Source organism: Seonamhaeicola maritimus (assembly GCF_008056315.1).
GTDB classification, from domain to species: Bacteria; Bacteroidota; Bacteroidia; order Flavobacteriales; family Flavobacteriaceae; genus Seonamhaeicola; species Seonamhaeicola maritimus.
Map to the genome: position 1 here is coordinate 32,579 of NZ_VRKQ01000024.1, position 18,443 is coordinate 51,021.

An 18,443-nucleotide genomic window follows, 5' to 3' on the forward strand; every position below is an offset into this window, starting at 1 on the left:
ATTTATTCAAAAATTACTGTATTATTCATTTTAAACCACTCTATATAAAAAGCTTTATGAATCTTCTCTATACTATTTCTTTTAACCTTTAATGTAGGAGTTAACAAACCATTATCTACACTCCACTCTTCTTTCATAATAATAATCTTTTCAATTTTCTCATGGTTCTCAAGTGTTGGATTCATTTGGGCAACCGTCTCTTTTAAACTTTCAATTAATTTATCTTTTTGCTTTGCTTTTCCCAATTCAGAAAGAGTTATTAAAACAATAGGTTGCGGAATACCAGACCCTACTACACAGACTTGTTCAATATCTGTGTTTTTAGATATTATCAGCTCCATATAAGAAGGTGAAATATACTTTCCTTTATCTGTTTTAAACTGGTCTTTAACCCGCCCCGTAATACTTAAAAATCCATCATGATCAAATTCACCAATATCCCCCGTTTTTAGGTAACCTTCATCATCAAAAACCTCTGCAGTTAAATCGGGCGCTTTATAATACCCTTTCATAAGACAATTGTTTTTGATACAAATTTCACCTTCAGCAGAAAGCTTAGCATTTACATTATTTAAAGTCTTCCCAACTGTGCCTATTCTATTATCTATAGGTGTATTGAAATGAGACACACAGCAATCTTCCGTCATTCCGTAACCTTGCATAATACGAATATCCAAAGATTGAAACCATTCTATCAAACTGGGCGCAATAGGAGCTGCTGCTGAACAAACTATGTGTGCATCTCTTAAACCTAATTTTTTCTTTAATTTATTCTTTAAAAGTTTATTAATCAACGGTATTTTTAGTAAAACATTTAGTTTGCTTTGTGGTAAACTCTCTAATATTTTCTCTCTAAATTTTGTCCAAATTCTTGGAACTGCAAAAAAGGCATGAGGTTGAGTTTTTTCTAATTCTGATGCAAAAGTATCTATTGAATGTATAAAGAAAATAGTTCCTCCTAGTGACATACCAGCATTAATCATGACTCTTTCCGCAACATGAGCCAAGGGTAAATATGAAAACACTCTTAAGTGCTGAGGTAAATTAAATATTGGTGGTAATATATGAGAGCTTTCCATAAAATTGCTCACCGTATGCATTACTCCTTTTGGCGTACCCGTTGTACCGGAGGTATAAATAATAGTATGTAATGCTTCAGGAATTTGCCTGTTCAAAACTTGTAAAGGTTCATTTTCTTCTACTAAATTCTCCCATAAATCACCTCCTGATTCACCGTATAAGTTAACGCTTATAATTGGTATGTCTTGAACACCTTCCTTCTGCGTATCAAAATTATCAAGCTTTCCTACAATAATAGCTTTAGACTCACTATGCTCCAAAATACGATTTATAGAATTGGCATTAAGCGTTGGATAAATGGGTATAGAAACAAAACCACACATCATTATGGCTAAATCTGCTAATACCCAATGCGCACAATTCTTTGACAAAATAGCCACATGATCGCCTTCAACTAAATTATATGCTTTTAAGGCCGAAGCCATTCTTCTAGCCTCCTCTCCAGCCTCTTTATATGTAAAACTTATTGTTTTATTCGCAATTGGCTGGTTTAAAAAAACTAAACTAGGAGCATTACTTTCCCAATGCAAGAAAGCTTCAAGAGGTGAATTAAATTTTAGCATTTAAAAAATTAATATTCTACTACAATAGAGGTGTCATGATGTTTTTTAGAACCAACGTTATAGTCATGTTCAAAAAGAAGGATTCTTTTAAACCTGCCTTTAAAAACCTTAGCGTAATATTCTATTTCTTCTATTGAAGCCGCATTATAGTGAACTTCTTCCTTTTTATTGTTTACAATTCCGTAAACCGAAACCTGATATATATTCTTTCCTTTAGAGCTTTTAAAGCTAGTTGAAAAATTGACTTTATTTACCTTGAACGGAAAATCTTTACCAGGGCTCTCTGTGGATCTGTAAAATACATTTTCATACATTCCCTTAGGGCTAACCCCTCTAATGTTCTTGTTTTGAGCATAAGAAGAACAAAACAAAAAAAGAAAAATAACTACTATTATTTTTTTCATAACTTGATATTATTTTTGAGTTGTTAGTAGATAAATCTAATTAAAAAAATTAACTATACTATAATTGATAATTTAAATTCCCTCTCAAATGCTATTCAATTCTAAATCAACTTCTTTTACTAAGGCGTCATCTTTTAACAGTAAAGCAGTTTTTTTAATTCCTTTTAATGGCACTAATCGTTTTGGTCCTTTTTTCAAGGCACCCTTGTACATTTGAACAGCTTCCTCATACCTTCCTTGAGATAGAAGAAACTCAGCATACAATTCTTTTGTGGGTTTGGTAATTGATGGCGGACCATAACTATAGCTTAATTTATCCTCTAAACTAACTGATTCTGCTAAAAGGTCATTAGCCTTTTTTAAATCATTGTGCATCCAAGAGCGTAATGCCATTAGTTGTAATTTGAATACTTCGGACTCATCAATATCCGATTCACTAGGCATTGACCTATTAACAGAAGCACATACAGAAAATCCACTCTCAATATTTTGCATTAACAAAGCTTCACCCTTAATCTTAGCACTCAAACTATCAATCACAAAATCTATCTGTTTTTTATTATTGGTTTTGAAAGCTTTCATCCCCTCCAGAAAGTATTTTTTTGCTTTAAGGCTAATATTAAAGCCAGAATCATCAATTTCAATATTTGCTATATCATGATCCCAAAGGTCTGTTTCAGCTAAAAATGTACTTTTTAAAAACAGAAGATGGACTCTTGCCCTTCTTGACGGTGTTTCTCTGGAATAGGTCTGCATATCAAAAACCATTTTTTCTGCTTTTTCTAATTCTTCCTTCTGCAGGTATCCATATTCCAACCAATGATAAGCGTGATACCCTCTAGCATCATTATCAAGTTCTTTTGCTTTCATTCTATTTACACTTGCTCCGTAAGAGTCAATATTAGAAGCAATAACTCTATCCCACATTCCTAAAGCCACAAATATATGTGATGGCATATGCAATGCATGACTTGCATCCGGCGCCACTTTAGAATATGAATTTGCTGCATCAAGTGCCAACTCAGCATGATCTGGGTCGTCATAAGAATGAATTAAATAATGTAATGCACCTGGGTGTTTAGCATTCTCTTTTAGAATTTTTTTCGCAATATCAGCCCCTAAACCATAAATAGAGTCATTTCTTCCTTCTGATGCTGAAGCCAATAAAGACAAAGCGTAAAAAGCCGCCACCTCATGATTATCTGGATACTTACTGTTAAGTGCTTTCATGTATTTCATGTAATCCTGATCACGTTCATTTTTTGGCGTCTTTGGCTTATACAATAGCTCGACTGCCTCTAACAAATCTCTTTCTAATGAAGTTAGATTAGTTGTCTCTTTTAGCTCACCAATTTTTTGAACTGCAGCATATCCTTCTTCATAATTTTGTCCTCTCCACAAACCATGATTAAAAGTCATTGCCTCTCCCCAAAAAGCCATGGCCAAGGTAGAATCAATTTCTTGAGCCTTTAAAAATGCTTCTCTGGCATCTTCATATTCAAAACTATGCAGTAACAACAGACCTTTTTCAAAGTGTGGTATAGCATTTTCATTTCCGCTTACTTCTAAATTAACAACTCCCAAATAATCTATTTTCTTTTTGTCTTTCTTACAAGAAACAACTACAATAACTATCAAAAAAAATAAAATTCTTTGCATACTAATAATTTAAATTAAAAAGAAAAACATGGTTGGATTGGGAAAGTGTTCTGTCTAAAGATAGTTAAAATTTCAAACTATATTAAAACTTCACTTTAAACAAGTATTTATATACTTTTGCTTTTAATTTAAACAACATGACTTTTATGGAACTTGTTTTTGCAACTAATAATTCTAATAAAATTAAAGAAGTACAGGCATTAATACCTAAGCATATTAAGCTCTTAGGTTTAAAAGATATTGGCTGCTTTGAAGATATTCCGGAAACCCAAAACACCATAGATGGTAACGCAAAACAAAAAGCTGAATACGTAAAAACTAATTATGGTTATAACTGTTTTGCAGATGATACTGGGCTTGAAGTTGATGCTTTAAACGGTGCTCCAGGAGTATATTCGGCAAGATTTGCAGGGGTACAAAGAAATGCGCAAGACAACATAAATAAACTGTTAGATGATTTAATAAATGTAGAAAACCGAAATGCACAGTTTAAAACAGTTATTGCTCTATGCATAAACAACAAACTACAAACATTCACAGGAATATGCGAAGGATTCATTACTAAAACCAAATATGGGGAAAAGGGTTTTGGTTATGACCCCATTTTTAAACCAAATAATTATAAAGAAACCTTTGCAGAAATGGAATTGAGTTTAAAAAATAGAATTGGTCATAGAGGAAAGGCAGTTAAACAATTAGTCGATTTTTTAAATTCTTAAACCTATAGTAAATAGCCTTACAAAAATCAGCCATCTTGTTGGCTGTTAATATTCTTTATGTTACTTTTAATCTATGATGACAGCGGAAGATATTGAAATTGAAAATGCAGCCATAACCAGAGCCTACAAAGAACTATTACAGGTAAGTTATACAACCCTTTCTAATGATGATAAAAAATTAATTAGAAGTGCTTTTGAAGTTGCTATGGATGGTCATAAAGACCAACGTAGAAAATCGGGTGAAGCATATATTTTTCATCCTCTGGCGGTTGCCAAAATAGTTGCCCAAGAAATTGGTTTAGATGGCACCTCAATTGCTGCAGCTTTATTACATGATGTTGTTGAAGACAGTCCTGAATACACTGTTAAGGACATCGAAAAACGCTTCGGAAAAACAGTTGCCACAATTGTTGATGGACTTACCAAAATATCCTCTTTGAGTAAAGAAAAAGACATGGATGTGTCTTTACAAGCAGAGAACTTTAGGAAAATGCTGCTTACCCTTAATGATGATGTTAGAGTTATCATTATTAAAATTGCCGACCGCCTTCACAATATGCAGACAATGGACTCTATGCGTCCGGATAAACAGGAAAAAATAGCATCTGAAACGCTGTACATATATGCGCCATTGGCTCATAGAATAGGATTGTATAACATTAAAACTGAACTTGAAGATTTAGGGTTAAAATACACAGAACCCGATGTTTACCTAGACATCTTAAGTAAAATTAAAGACAGTAAAGAAGAACAAGATGAATACATTAAACAGTTCAGTAGTGTTATTCAAAAATCCTTAGATAAAGAACAATTTGATTATACTATTAAGGGACGTCCGAAGTCTATCTTTTCGATTAAAAAGAAAATGAAGAATCAAGGAGTTTCGTTTGATGAAGTATATGACAAGTTTGCCATAAGAATAATTTATAAAAGTGATATAGAAAATGAAAAGTTCTTTGCTTGGAAAATATATTCCATAGTTACTGATCATTTTAGACCAAACCCTATTAGGTTGAGAGATTGGATATCTTCACCTAAATCTACTGGTTACGAAGCTCTGCATATTACTGTAATGGGACCAAAAGGTCGTTGGGTTGAAGTACAAATAAGAAGTGAGCGTATGAATGAAATAGCCGAAAAAGGTTATGCTGCTCATTATAAATATAAACAAGGCAATGAAAAGGAAGACAACCTAGAAACTTGGATTAACAGACTACAAGAAGCCCTTGAAAACCCAGAAACTAATGCTGTAGATTTTGTAGAGCAATTCAAGTTAAACCTTTACTCAAAAGAAATATTTGTGTTCACACCTCGGGGTGACTTAAAATCTTTACCAAAAGGAGCAACTGCCTTAGATTTTGCATTTAGTATTCATACTGAGGTTGGGATGAAAACAAGAGGAGCTAAAGTTAACGGAAAACTAGTTCCACTAAGTCATGAATTAGTGAGTGGTGACCAAGTAGACATATTAACTTCTGAAAGTGCTAAACCTAATTCAAACTGGCTAGATTACACATCCACTGCAAGAGCTAGAAGTAAAATAAAATCAGCGCTAAGAGAAGATAAAAAACGTATTGGTGAAGAAGGCAAAGAAATTCTTAGAAGAAAGCTTAAGCAACTTAAAATAACTCTTAATGAGGCATCTATTAATGAGCTTGTTAACTTCTTCAAACTTAAAACAAGTTTAGATTTATTTTATAGAGTTGGCATAGGAACTATAGACAATTCTATGCTTAAAAACTTTGCTGCTTCTAGAAGTAATGCCTTAATGAGTTTTATTAAAAACAAAATTAAAAGGAAGGCTACTGTTAGTAAAGAGGATATTGAAAAAGAAGAAGTTACAGCTAACTATGACTCACTTGTTTTTGGTAGAGAAGAAGAAAAATTAGATTATAAAATTTCAAATTGTTGTAACCCTATTCCTGGTGATCAAGTATTTGGGTTTTTAACGGTTTCTGATGGCATTAAAGTTCATAAAAAGAATTGCCCTAATGCAGTAAGTTTACAATCTAATTATGCCTATAGAATCATGACCGCCAAATGGGTTGATTCATCTCAAACAGAATTTTTAGCAAAAATTGCTATTTCGGGTATCGATCATATTGGGCTTGTTAATGAAATTACTCAAGTGATTTCATCTAATATGAATGTGAACATGAAGACGCTAAGTTTTGAAAGTGATGACGGTCTTTTTTCAGGAAAAATCCACCTGGTTGTAAAGAACAACACCATTATAAAAAAGCTCATTGAGAAACTTAAAAAAATTAATGGTATAGATAAGGTTACTAGAGTGTAAAAAAAGTGTAAATTTGCGACGCAATTATGAATGCGAAGACAGATACTAAGAATCAAGAGATAGTTAAAAGTGTATTTACCAGCTTTTTAGAAAGCAACGGACATCGTAAAACACCCGAACGCTACGCTATACTTCAAGAAATCTATAATAACAAAGAACATTTTGATATAGAGTCTCTATATCTTAATATGAAAAATAAAAAATATAGAGTTTCTCGTGCTACGCTTTATAATACTATAGAATTACTTCTTGAATGTGGTTTAGTTAGAAAACATCAGTTTGGTCAAAATCAAGCACATTATGAAAAATCATATTTCGATAAACAACATGATCATGTTATCTTAACTGATACCGGTGAAGTTATCGAGTTTTGCGATCCAAGAATTCAATCAATAAAAAAAACTATCGAAGAAGTTTTCGATATCGAAATTAATAACCATTCACTTTATTTCTACGGAAATAGAAAATCAACCAAATAATTAATTTACAATGGCAGTAGATTTACTACTAGGACTACAATGGGGAGACGAAGGCAAGGGGAAAATTGTTGACGTACTAACTAAAAACTATAATATTATTGCACGTTTTCAAGGTGGACCTAACGCAGGACACACCTTAGTTTTCAACGGGAAAAAGCATGTTTTACATACGATTCCTTCAGGAATATTTCATGATGACGCAACCAACTTAGTAGGTAACGGTGTAGTAATTGACCCTGTGATTTTTAAAGGTGAACTTGATAAATTGGAAGAACAAGATGTTGATTACAGAAAATCTCTTCTAATTTCCCGAAAAGCGCATATAATTTTACCAACTCACAGATTGTTAGATGCTGCAAGTGAAGCTTCAAAAGGAAAAGCTAAAATTGGTTCTACGCTTAAAGGTATTGGTCCAACTTATATGGATAAAACTGGTAGAAATGGCATTAGAGTTGGTGATTTGGAGTTATCAGATTGGAAAGAACGTTATAGAACTTTAGCTGATAAGCATGAGTCTATGATTGATTTTTACAATGTTGATATTGAATATGATTTAGAAGAATTGGAATCTGATTTTTTTAAAGCAATTGATGTTTTAAAATCTTTAAAATTTATAGATTCTGAGGAGTACGTTTATCAAGCGCAAAAATCTGGACAAACAATTCTTGCGGAAGGTGCACAAGGTTCTCTTTTAGACATTGACTTTGGAACATATCCATTTGTAACTTCAAGTAACACAACTGCTGCCGGAGCATGTACTGGTTTAGGTGTTGCTCCTAACCAGATTGGTGAAGTTTTCGGTATTTTTAAGGCATATACTACACGTGTAGGTTCCGGTCCATTCCCAACAGAGCTATTTGATGAAGATGGAGAAACAATGGGACAAGTAGGAAATGAGTTTGGAGCAACAACAGGAAGAAGAAGACGTTGCGGATGGCTAGATTTAGTTGCCCTTAAGTATGCTTGTCAAGTAAATGGTGTTACACAACTAAATATGATGAAAGGTGATGTGCTTTCTGGTTTTAAAACTTTAAAAGTATGTACTGCCTATAAATATAAAGGTGAAATTATTGAACATTTACCTTATAATATAGAGCCAGAAAATGTTGAGCCAGTTTATACTGAAATGAACGGATGGGAAGAAGATTTAACTGAAATGACTGAAGCTACTCAATTTCCAAAAGAATTAAATGATTATATTGATTTCTTAGAAAAAGAATTAGAAATTCCAATTACAATAGTATCAGTTGGTCCAGATAGAAAACAAACTATATTCACCAAGTAAACACTTTAGAATTTAATATAAAAAACGCTTCAAAATAATTTGAAGCGTTTTTCGTTTTTTAAATAATCATACATTATAATTATCGTTATTTTTGCCTCAAACATTTTTATTTTGAACAAAGCACACCTTATATTCTTTTTGTTTTTTATAGGTTTCATTTCAACACCAAATTTATATTCTCAAGAGAAAAAGAAAATTGAAATAAAATATGCTGGAAGACTTAATGTTGATGAAGAGAAGCATCCAGGAGCTAGAATTCTGACAAGAGATGATTCTCAACAAGTACATATAACCCATGAGAGCATAGAAATGTGGTGTGATAGAGCCATTCATTATGGTAAAGAAAACTATATTGAGGCTTATGGAAATGTAAGGATGAAACAAGCGGACACCGTTAACATGACCTCTAAGTATGTGGAATATAGCGGTATAACGCAATTAGCTTTAGCTAGAGGTGAAGTGATTTTACAAGACCCTAAAACCACAGTTTCATCAGATACGCTGTATTTTGATAGATTAAGACAAGAAGCTTTTTATAAAAGTGGAGGAACAGTTGTTAAAGATTCAACTACTACTATTACTAGTAAAATTGGAAGGCACTACATGCAAGAAAATAAGTTCAAGTTTGTTGAAGATGTAGTTTTAGTTAACGATAGTACCACCATAAAATCTAACTTTTTTGATTTCTATTCAGATACTGGGCAAGCCTTTTTATTTGGACCTTCAACTATTACAACTCCTGAGAGTACTACCTATTGTGAAAAAGGGTTTTATGATTCTGAAATTGAAGTTGGTTATGCGCTGAAAAATGCAAGAATCGACTACGATAATAGAATTATTGAAGGTGATAGTCTTTATTTTGATACAACTAAAGACTTTGCATCAGCCACAAATAATATTAAAGTAACTGATACCATAAACCATAGTATTATTAAAGGACATTATGCGGAAGTATTTAAAGGTGAAGAAAAAGATTCTGTTTTTATCACCAAAAGAGCCTTAGCAATCACGGTTCAAGAGAATGACTCTATTTATATGCATGCCGATAAAATTATGGTAACAGGTAAACCGGACAACAGAATTATTAGGGCATTCTATAACGCTAAAATTTACAAATCTGATTTAAGTGGGAAATCAGATTCAATACATTCAAATCAAAAAACCGGAATTACAGAGCTAATCAATTTAAATAAATTAGGATCTAATGACAGGTTCTCTACAGCACGGAAACCTATTCTTTGGAATCTAGAAAACCAAATGACCGGAGACACAATTCATTTAATCTCCAATCCTGATTCAGAAAAAATTGATTCACTTTTAGTTTTCGAAAATGCCTTTATTATAAGTAAAGACACCATAAGTAAAACAGGTTTCAATCAAATCTTCGGAATGAGGTTAAAAGGTTTGTTTAATGACGAAAACAAACTTCGTCAAGTAGATATAACCCAAAATGCAGAATCTATATTTTACGCCAGAAATGACCAACAAGAATTAATTGGTATTGACAAAGCTAAATCTGGAAGTATATCCATTCTCTTTGCCGAAGAAGGCATTGAAGAATATACAAGATTAAATCAAGTAGATGGAAGCTTATCTCCGGAATCACAATATGATGAAAGGGATAAACTGCTAAGAGGCTTTGATTGGAGAGAAGAAGAACGTCTTAATAGTATAGAAGATTTATTTAAAGATGATCCTCCTTTAGAATTACCTATTATAAAAGGGCTTGAAGATTATGTTCCACAAGATGATTTTTTTGATTTGGAATTATTGGAACGGATTAGTCAAGCTGGTGGGCATGCACCAAAAAACATCAAACATAATCCATTTATCAACCCCGATAACACTTCCCCATTCCAGCAGACAACTTCGAATGTAATTTCAAACGATTATAAACCTGAAAATTTATTAAAATCTCCTGATAATTTAGAATCAAATTATTGGTATAAATCTAATACCAAAATATTGAGAAATGCTACTTTAGCTCCTGATCAATCCAAAACAGCCTCAATAATAGAGGCTATAAAACCAAATACAGCTTTTATTGCTCAATTCGTCTCAAAATATAAAGGAGTTTTTAAAATGACAGTATGGGTTAAAGGAGAAGGGACAATGAAGATTTGGCTTCAAGAAGGTGGAGGAGATGATACAACTTATGAATCTTTGGAAATAAAACTAAATTCTAAATGGACGGAACATTCAATTACATGTTCAAAAGAAGATGATGGAAATAAAATTAAAGTAATTATTAATCAAATTAATTCTTCGGAAAGTGTCCAGTTTTGGAAAGCAGAACTAGTAAAGATATTTGATGAATAAAACGATGACCTCAGACTTCCTTAAATACCAAGCACAGACAACACCACATCCGTTGGCAATGGAAATTTCGCATGCTACTGGTTCATTTATATACGACGCAAAAAATAAAGCTTACCTAGATTTTGTTGCTGGAGTATCTGCTTGTTCTTTAGGGCATAGTCACCCAAAAGTTGTAAACGCCATAAAAGAACAACTTGATAAGTATATGCATGTTATGGTTTATGGTGAATATATCCAAAAACCAGCAGTAGAATTGGTAAAACTACTGGCTAAAAAACTTCCAGAGTCACTTGAGAAAACTTATTTAACCAATTCAGGTACTGAAGCCGTTGAAGGTGCATTAAAACTAGCTAAAAGAGCAACAGGAAGAAGTGAAATTATAGCAGCTAATAAAGGATATCATGGTAATACTTTGGGCTCTATGAGCGTCATGGGATTTGAAGAACGGAAACAAGCTTTTAGACCACTACTTCCTGATGTAAAATTTATAGAGTTCAATTCTGAAAAAGATTTACCTCAAATAACCGAGAAAACGGCTTGTATTATTCTTGAAACAATTCAAGGTGGTGCAGGTTTTATTGAACCAAAAAATGATTATTTACACAAGGTTAGACAAAGATGCAATGAAACTGGAACGCTTTTAATTTTAGATGAAATTCAACCTGGCATTGGAAGAACTGGTAAGCTTTTTGGGTTTGAGCATTATAATTGCATTCCTGATATTTTAGTAACTGGTAAGGCCCTAGGAGGAGGAATGCCAATTGGAGCATTTACTGCTTCTAGTAAATTGATGGATTTATTAATGGACAATCCCAAATTAGGGCATATTACCACTTTTGGTGGGCACCCAGTTATTTCAGCATCCGCTTTAGCTACATTAAAAGAAATAACAGAAAGTGATTTAATGGAGCAAGCATTAGAAAAAGAAAAGCTTATTCGAAAGTTATTAATCCATCCTCTTATAAAAGAAATAAGAGGAAAGGGATTAATGCTAGCTATTATAACAGACTCTGCCGAAATTGCAAACGCTTTAATTTTAAATTCTCAGGACCAAGGGTTAATACTCTTCTGGCTTCTTTTTGAACTAAAAGCAGTGAGAATAACTCCGCCATTAACCATTTCAAATGATGAAATTATTAAAGGCTGCTCCGTAATTATTGGTGTTTTAAATTCTATACAGCAATAAACTTTCATAACCAATATTCTGATTATCAATTCAAAACACTCTTATTAATTAAAGTTTCATCTGTTCATTACTTTGTTAAAAACATTTAGGTTGCTTAACAAAATAAAGCAAATAGAAGCTTAAATTTATTAAAGTAGAACACTTACTAATGTGCTTATGGAGTTTAGTCATAACGACAACAACAATTTGCCTCTTACCAAGTTTGAATCGATGTTAAAAACAAATCATATATTGTTCTTCGATTCTGAAGAATTCGAAAACATCATCCATCACTATTTAAATCAAGGAAAAATTGCTTTAGCTAAAAAGGCCATTAAACTAGGGTTGGATCAACATCCAACCTCTATTAATTTAAGGCTATTCAAAGTTGAAGTTTATGTTTTTGAAGACAAACTTGTAGACGCAGATACCCTATTAAACGAACTTTATAGCTTAGACCCAACGAATGAAGAAATCTACATTCAAAAAGCTAATGTTTTATCAAAAAAAGACCAACATCAAAAAGCTATTGATGTCTTAAAAAAAGCCCTTACCTTAACTGATGACTTGGTTGATTTGTACTCTTTGATTGGAATGGAATACCTATTCCTAGACAAGTATGAAGAGGCCAAAACCTATTTCATGAAATGTTTAGAAGCAGATTTACAAGATTATTCTGCTCTATATAACATCATTTATTGTTTTGAGTTTTTAAATCAGAATGAAGATGCTATCTCATATTTAAATGTGTTTTTAGACAAAAACCCATATTGTGAAGTAGCATGGCATCAATTAGGTAAACAATACATGTTCTTAAAAAATTATGAGAAGGCACTAACCGCTTATGATTTCGCAATAATTTCTGATGACACATTTGTTGGCGCCTATTTAGAACGCGGTAAAGTACTAGAGAAATTAAACCGTTACGAAGATGCCATTGAGAATTATAGTATTACTTTAAAACTTGACGAACCCACTTCGTTTGCGCTGTTACGCATCGGATCGTGCTATGAGAAATTAAAAAATGATGATTTAGCAGTACAATATTATTATAAAACGGTCCATGAAGACCCTTTACTAGACAAAGGATGGATAGCCATCACAAAGTTTTACAATAAAAAGAAAAATTATCAAAAAGCACTTTATTATATAAACAAAGCTATTAATATTGATGCTGAAAATGTCACATACTGGAAACTATACTCTCACATTAATCAAAGACTAAATCTTTTTGAAGAAGCTGAAAGAGGCTTTAAAAAAACTCTGGAATTAGGTAATTATGAGTTAAATACTTGGTTATCTAGAGGTGACTTACTTATTAAACTTGGCGAACCACAAGCAGCAATTTACAATTTTGAACAAGCCAATGAATTTTATCCAGAAAATGCAGAAATTGAGTATAGACTTGCAGGATTATATTTCTTACTTAATGAAAATGAAAAGGGCAAGTTTCATTTAAAAAACGGGCTTAAATATAACAATGAGTACTCTTTTATTTTGGAAGAACTTTTCCCTAAAGTTTCAAATAGAATACTTGTCAGAAACCTACTAAAACAAAATTTATAATTTAAAACCTTAAGTTAAATTGCATACCTTTGGTTTTCGCTTAAAAACCGAATTAATGCAAAGACGTTTTTCTGATTATTTAATTATTTCTTTAAAAGGTTTAGCCATGGGAGCTGCCGATGTTGTTCCAGGCGTTTCTGGTGGGACTATAGCCTTTATTTCTGGTATATACGAAGAGTTAATTACCTCACTAAACAACATCAATTTTTCACTTTTTAAGACTTTAAAAAACGAAGGTTTTAAAGCTGCTTGGAGTCAATTAAACGGCAACTTTTTATTGGCTTTATTCGTTGGTATTGGAATAAGTGTTTTATCTCTTTCCAAGGGGTTAGCATGGGTATTGCACCATCATCCCATATTGATATGGTCTTTCTTTTTCGGACTTGTTTTAGCAAGTATTATTTTTATAGGAAAGCAAATAAAAAAATGGAATATTCCAATTATTATTGGCTTAATTGCGGGGGCATTAGTAGCCTATTATATTACAACTATTCCTTCATTAGCAAGTTCTAATTCTGGAAGTTTATTTTTATTTCTTGCAGGAGCTTTAGCTATTTGCGCCATGATTTTACCCGGTATTTCGGGAGCTTTTATTTTAGTTTTACTTGGGGCCTATCAACCCGTTTTAGAAGCTCTAAATAATAAAGACATAAAAACTATTTTAATTATAGGTTTGGGTGCCATTGTTGGTTTATTGTTATTCTCAAAACTTTTAAAATGGTTATTTAAAAATTATCACAACCTAACACTGGCTATTTTAACAGGGTTTATTTTAGGCTCATTAAACAAAATTTGGCCTTGGAAAAAAGTTCTATCGTTCAGAACAAATTCTAAAGGAGAACAAGTTCCTTTTTTAGAAGAAAGCATCTCCCCTCTTTCTTTTGAAGGAGATAATCAATTGGCCATTGCAGTTTGCTTAATAATTCTTGGTTTTGCCACCATTTTCATTCTTGAAAAATTAGGTTCTAAAAAACAATAATGCAAAGTACCAGAAGATTTAGAGACAAAATATTTCTAGTCCTAAAAGGCCTAGGCATGGGTGCTGCCAATAAAGTTCCTGGGGTGTCTGGTGGTGTTGTGGCTTTTGTTGCAGGATTTTATGAAGAGTTTATTTATTCGCTTCAAAAATTTAACGGTAAAGCCTTTAAACTTTTAATCAATGGTCGTTTTAAAAGTTTCTTCAGATATATTAATGGTGTCTTTATTTGTCTTCTTTTTTCAGGAATGATTATTAGTTATTTTAGTGTTTCTAAAATATTGGACTACCTCATAATCCATTATGAATTGCATGTTTGGAGTGTTTTCTTTGGAATGATAATAGGCTCTATTTATTATATAAGTAAAGATTTTGAAGATTGGTGTACTAAAACTTTTCTTTTTCTTGTAAAAGGAATTATTATAGGTATCAGTATTAGTTTTCTAGACCCCGCAACCGAAAATGACAATCTCTTATTTGTCTTTTTCTGTGGAATAATTAGTGTATCAGGAATGACACTTCCAGGGTTTTCGGGTTCTTTTATTTTAATACTAATGGGTAACTACGTTTTGCTATTAGTAGATTCTGTGAACGCCTTATATGATACTATTTTTGATGTGTTTTCAGGCGATTTTTCGTTTACCGCAAATGCAGAAAGAATAAGAATGTTAAAAGTTCTTGGGGTTTTCACTTTGGGCTCTGTAGCAGGATTGGTAACCTTTTCTCATATACTAAACTATGTTTTAAAACATTACAGAAACATTACACTTTCTCTATTGATGGGATTCATCATTGGGTCTTTAGGTGTTGTGTGGCCTTGGAAAAGAACCATCCATAAAACAGCTACTGATGGAAGTTTTATTTTAGATTCTAGAGGAGAAAAAATCATAGAGAATTATGAACGATTTATGCCAGACTTAAGTGGAGAAACCTATTTAGCAATTGGTTTTATAGTTGTTGGAATTTTAATAGTTTTGGCCCTTGAATGGTACGGACAAAAAACAAGAAAAGTAAAGTCATGAACAAACTAGGCCTTTTAGGAAAAAACATTTCATATTCATTTTCAAGAACCTATTTCAAATCTAAATTTGAAAAAGAACAGATTACAGATACTTCTTATGAAAATTTTGATATTGAATCTATTGATTTGTTTCCTTCAATTGTAAAGAATATCGAAGGTTTAAAAGGCATGAATGTAACTATTCCTTATAAAGAGGTTGTAATGCCTTTTCTTGATAAAATAAATAAAAAAGCAGAAGAGATTGGTGCAGTAAACACCATTAGAATAACTAAAAAAGGTAAACTGGTTGGTTATAATACAGATTGTTACGGTTTCAAAAAATCTATAAAACCACACATAAAACCACATCACAAAAAAGCCTTAATTCTAGGTACTGGTGGTGCCAGTAAAGCAATAGCTTTCACTTTAAAAGAACTGGGAATAACCTATAAAAATGTATCAAGAAGACCGGGTGAAAATATTGGTTTTACTTATGATGACTTAACAGAAAAAGTTATTGCTAAAAACACCATTATTATAAACTGTACACCCTTGGGGACCTTTCCTGATATTGAACAATGCCCTAACATACCTTATAAAGGCATTACTGATAAACACATTTTGTTCGATTTAATTTACAATCCTGAAGAAACAAAATTCTTAAAACAAGGTAAATTAAATGGCGCTATTACTATTAACGGACTTAAAATGCTAGAGTTACAAGCAGAAAAAGCTTGGTCTATCTGGAATTTAAAGTAAGAAACGTTTGCTAAATAGTTAAAACACCCATCTATCTTTGTAAATATATATAGTTGTTAGTATCTTTAATGACTGAACAATTCTATTTTGAACCTTAACATTTTTTAAAATGTCTGATATTAGTAACGTGCCAAACGCAGAGGAAGTTGATAAGAATAATTTAAACGCTAATACTACTGAAAGAACAGATTTAGCTAACAACGAATCATTAGAAACTAATGAACCTCAGCTTGAAGAGCAGCCTGTTGAAGCAGAAGCTACGGCTGATGATACTGTTGAAGAAGTAGCTAATAAAAGTAATGAGGAAAATGAAGCAGCTGAATCAACTGAAAAATCAGAGGAAGATGAGGTTATAAATGAAATTGAAGAATCTAACGCCGAAGATGCTGAAGACGAGGGTAATAAGGAAAGACATACCATTACTGTAAAAGAATATGACACCATGTCTTTAGAAGCTTTAGCTATTGAATTAGAGAAGCTTTTAAAAAACGAAAAAATTCAGGCAATAAGGTCTCATGTTGATAAAATAAATGGTGTCTTTAAAGCTAAATTCCAAGCTTTAATTGACGAGAAAAAACAAGATTTCATAAATGACGGTGGCAATGAAATAGATTTCTATTACTCCTCTCCTGTTCAAAAAAGATTTAAGGCTGCTTATAGAGATTATAGAAAACTCCTTAATGATCACTATCAAAATTTAGAGAAAAATCTAAAAGATAATTTAGTTCAAAAGCTTGAAATTATTGAAGAGTTAAAGGGTTTAATTAATGTAGAAGAAAATATAAATACTACTTATAAGCACTTTAAAGAATTACAAGAGCGTTGGAGGAACACAGGACCGATTCCTCGTGATAAATACAATAATGCATGGAATAGTTATCATCACCATGTAGAAATGTTTTATGATTTTCTTCACCTCAATAGAGATTTACGTGATTTAGATTTTAAACATAACCTTGACAAGAAATTAAAAATCATTGAACGCGCCGAAGAATTGGCACAAGATGATAATGTTTTAGGTTCTTTTAGAGAGTTACAGGAGCTGCACAAAATGTGGAAGGAAGAGCTTGGACCTGTTGGAAAAGAACATAGAGAGGTTATATGGGAAAAGTTTAAAGCGGCCACCAAAATAATAAACGATAAACGTCAGGTTTACTTTAAAGAGATTGATAAAGTTTACGAAAAAAATCTTGATAAAAAACTTGAAATAATTGCTAAAATAGATGCAGTAAATGCAGAAAATGGTCACTCTCATAATATTTGGCAAAAGAAAATAAAAGAAATTGAAAGCTTAAGAAATGACTTCTTTAATGCTGGAAAAGTTCCTATTAAAGTAAATGAAAGTACTTGGGCTAAATTCAAAGATTCTGTTAGAACTTTTAACAGAAAAAAGAATGCCTTTTATAAAGATTTAAAGAAAGAACAGTACACCAATCTTCAGAAAAAGCTGGAGTTGATTAAAATAGCTGAAGACAATAAGGAAAGTGAAGATTTTAATGTAACAACCCCTTTGATGAAAAAAATTCAAAGCGATTGGAAAAGAATTGGTCATGTTCCTAGAAAAGACAGTGATAAAATATGGAAGCAATTTAAGGCGGCCTGTAACTACTATTTTGATAGAATTCATGCTACTAGAAATGCCGCCAACAAAGAAACTCTTGAGGCATTTAATAAAAAGAATGAGCTATTGAATACCTTAAAAGATCTGAAATTAGATGACGATAAGGAAGCGGGTATCAACACCATTAAAGAATATATCAATCAATGGAAATCTATTGGCAGAATTCCTAATGACAAGCGTTATATAGAAGGTAAATTCCAAAAGACGATTGATGAACTACTTTCTGGTTTAAAGATGGATAAAGACGAAGTTGAAATGATTAAGTTTGAAAATAAACTTGATAACATCAATTCTACTGAAGATACTAGAAATCTTGATAATGAACGCTCTTTTATTCGTAAAAAGATTGATGAGTTAAAAGGTAAAATTAATCAGCTAGAGAATAACTTAGAATTCTTTACTAATGTTGAAGATGATAATCCGGTTGTTAAAGAAGTTCATCAAAACATTAAAGCACACAAAGAGTCTTTAAAACTTTGGAAAGTCAAACTAAAAAAAATTAAAGAGTTTTATTAAACTTCCTATTTTATCATTTTTTAGAACTTATTGACA

The 18,443-nt window shown here is 32.1% G+C and carries 14 protein-coding genes; 11 read left to right on the forward strand and 3 right to left on the reverse strand.

What is annotated here, in order from left to right; translation table 11 throughout:
- Positions 1–2: 2 nt before the first annotated feature.
- The 3 genes from FUA22_RS17990 to FUA22_RS18000 all read right to left on the reverse strand — a co-directional run bounded on the left by FUA22_RS17990 (position 3) and on the right by FUA22_RS18000 (position 3,706).
- Complete coding sequence (locus tag FUA22_RS17990; RefSeq protein ID WP_147769994.1) at positions 3–1,643, reverse strand: AMP-binding protein; 1,641 nt, start codon at positions 1,641–1,643, stop codon at positions 3–5.
- Between the two features lie 8 nt (positions 1,644–1,651).
- Positions 1,652–2,047 carry a hypothetical protein gene (locus FUA22_RS17995; protein WP_147769995.1) on the reverse strand — a complete coding sequence of 132 codons (396 nt, stop codon included), beginning with the start codon at positions 2,045–2,047 and terminating at the stop codon, positions 1,652–1,654.
- 84 nt (positions 2,048–2,131) lie between these two features.
- On the reverse strand, positions 2,132–3,706 hold the full coding sequence (locus FUA22_RS18000; protein WP_147769996.1) for a tetratricopeptide repeat protein: 1,575 nt from the start codon (positions 3,704–3,706) through the stop codon (positions 2,132–2,134).
- Positions 3,707–3,852: 146 nt separating this feature from the next.
- Between FUA22_RS18000 and FUA22_RS18005 the strand changes: the two genes are divergently transcribed.
- From FUA22_RS18005 to FUA22_RS18055, 11 genes are all read left to right on the forward strand, one after another.
- A complete protein-coding gene (locus FUA22_RS18005) occupies positions 3,853–4,425 on the forward strand; it encodes a non-canonical purine NTP diphosphatase (RefSeq protein ID WP_147769997.1) in 573 nt (190 codons plus the stop codon).
- Positions 4,426–4,501: 76 nt separating this feature from the next.
- The gene (locus FUA22_RS18010) at positions 4,502–6,721 is read left to right on the forward strand and encodes a RelA/SpoT family protein (RefSeq protein WP_147770064.1); all 2,220 of its coding nucleotides are present in this window, start codon (positions 4,502–4,504) and stop codon (positions 6,719–6,721) included.
- Between the two features lie 26 nt (positions 6,722–6,747).
- On the forward strand, positions 6,748–7,200 hold the full coding sequence (locus FUA22_RS18015; protein WP_147769998.1) for a Fur family transcriptional regulator: 453 nt from the start codon (positions 6,748–6,750) through the stop codon (positions 7,198–7,200).
- A gap of 10 nt (positions 7,201–7,210) precedes the next feature.
- Positions 7,211–8,485 carry an adenylosuccinate synthase gene (locus FUA22_RS18020; RefSeq protein WP_147769999.1) on the forward strand — a complete coding sequence of 425 codons (1,275 nt, stop codon included), beginning with the start codon at positions 7,211–7,213 and terminating at the stop codon, positions 8,483–8,485.
- A gap of 111 nt (positions 8,486–8,596) precedes the next feature.
- Positions 8,597–10,804 carry an OstA-like protein gene (locus FUA22_RS18025; RefSeq protein WP_147770000.1) on the forward strand — a complete coding sequence of 736 codons (2,208 nt, stop codon included), beginning with the start codon at positions 8,597–8,599 and terminating at the stop codon, positions 10,802–10,804.
- 4 nt (positions 10,805–10,808) lie between these two features.
- Positions 10,809–11,990, forward strand: coding sequence for an aspartate aminotransferase family protein (locus tag FUA22_RS18030; RefSeq protein WP_147770001.1), 1,182 nt, complete (start codon positions 10,809–10,811; stop codon positions 11,988–11,990).
- Between the two features lie 156 nt (positions 11,991–12,146).
- A complete protein-coding gene (locus FUA22_RS18035) occupies positions 12,147–13,535 on the forward strand; it encodes a tetratricopeptide repeat protein (protein ID WP_147770002.1) in 1,389 nt (462 codons plus the stop codon).
- Positions 13,536–13,590: 55 nt separating this feature from the next.
- A complete protein-coding gene (locus FUA22_RS18040) occupies positions 13,591–14,514 on the forward strand; it encodes a DUF368 domain-containing protein (RefSeq protein WP_147770003.1) in 924 nt (307 codons plus the stop codon).
- Positions 14,514–15,533 (forward strand): DUF368 domain-containing protein, encoded by a 1,020-nt coding sequence (locus FUA22_RS18045; RefSeq protein ID WP_147770004.1) that lies wholly within the window; start codon positions 14,514–14,516, stop codon positions 15,531–15,533. The genes FUA22_RS18040 and FUA22_RS18045 overlap by 1 nt, the downstream gene beginning before the upstream one ends.
- Positions 15,530–16,270 carry a shikimate dehydrogenase family protein gene (locus tag FUA22_RS18050; RefSeq protein ID WP_147770005.1) on the forward strand — a complete coding sequence of 247 codons (741 nt, stop codon included), beginning with the start codon at positions 15,530–15,532 and terminating at the stop codon, positions 16,268–16,270. The genes FUA22_RS18045 and FUA22_RS18050 overlap by 4 nt, the downstream gene beginning before the upstream one ends.
- Positions 16,271–16,379: 109 nt before the next feature.
- Positions 16,380–18,407 carry a DUF349 domain-containing protein gene (locus FUA22_RS18055; protein ID WP_147770006.1) on the forward strand — a complete coding sequence of 676 codons (2,028 nt, stop codon included), beginning with the start codon at positions 16,380–16,382 and terminating at the stop codon, positions 18,405–18,407.
- The last annotated feature ends 36 nt before the right edge of the window (positions 18,408–18,443 follow it).

Bases quoted from the DNA above. Each gene is read 5' to 3' on its own strand.
- FUA22_RS17990 (WP_147769994.1), bottom strand. From the start codon at position 1,643: ATGCTAAAATTTAATTCACCTCTTGAAGCTTTCTTGCATTGGGAAAGT.
- FUA22_RS17995 (WP_147769995.1), bottom strand. From the start codon at position 2,047: ATGAAAAAAATAATAGTAGTTATTTTTCTTTTTTTGTTTTGTTCTTCT.
- FUA22_RS18000 (WP_147769996.1), bottom strand. From the start codon at position 3,706: ATGCAAAGAATTTTATTTTTTTTGATAGTTATTGTAGTTGTTTCTTGT.
- FUA22_RS18005 (WP_147769997.1), top strand. From the start codon at position 3,853: ATGGAACTTGTTTTTGCAACTAATAATTCTAATAAAATTAAAGAAGTA.
- FUA22_RS18010 (WP_147770064.1), top strand. From the start codon at position 4,502: ATGACAGCGGAAGATATTGAAATTGAAAATGCAGCCATAACCAGAGCC.
- FUA22_RS18015 (WP_147769998.1), top strand. From the start codon at position 6,748: ATGAATGCGAAGACAGATACTAAGAATCAAGAGATAGTTAAAAGTGTA.
- FUA22_RS18020 (WP_147769999.1), top strand. From the start codon at position 7,211: ATGGCAGTAGATTTACTACTAGGACTACAATGGGGAGACGAAGGCAAG.
- FUA22_RS18030 (WP_147770001.1), top strand. From the start codon at position 10,809: ATGACCTCAGACTTCCTTAAATACCAAGCACAGACAACACCACATCCG.
- FUA22_RS18035 (WP_147770002.1), top strand. From the start codon at position 12,147: ATGGAGTTTAGTCATAACGACAACAACAATTTGCCTCTTACCAAGTTT.
- FUA22_RS18040 (WP_147770003.1), top strand. From the start codon at position 13,591: ATGCAAAGACGTTTTTCTGATTATTTAATTATTTCTTTAAAAGGTTTA.
- FUA22_RS18045 (WP_147770004.1), top strand. From the start codon at position 14,514: ATGCAAAGTACCAGAAGATTTAGAGACAAAATATTTCTAGTCCTAAAA.
- FUA22_RS18050 (WP_147770005.1), top strand. From the start codon at position 15,530: ATGAACAAACTAGGCCTTTTAGGAAAAAACATTTCATATTCATTTTCA.
- FUA22_RS18055 (WP_147770006.1), top strand. From the start codon at position 16,380: ATGTCTGATATTAGTAACGTGCCAAACGCAGAGGAAGTTGATAAGAAT.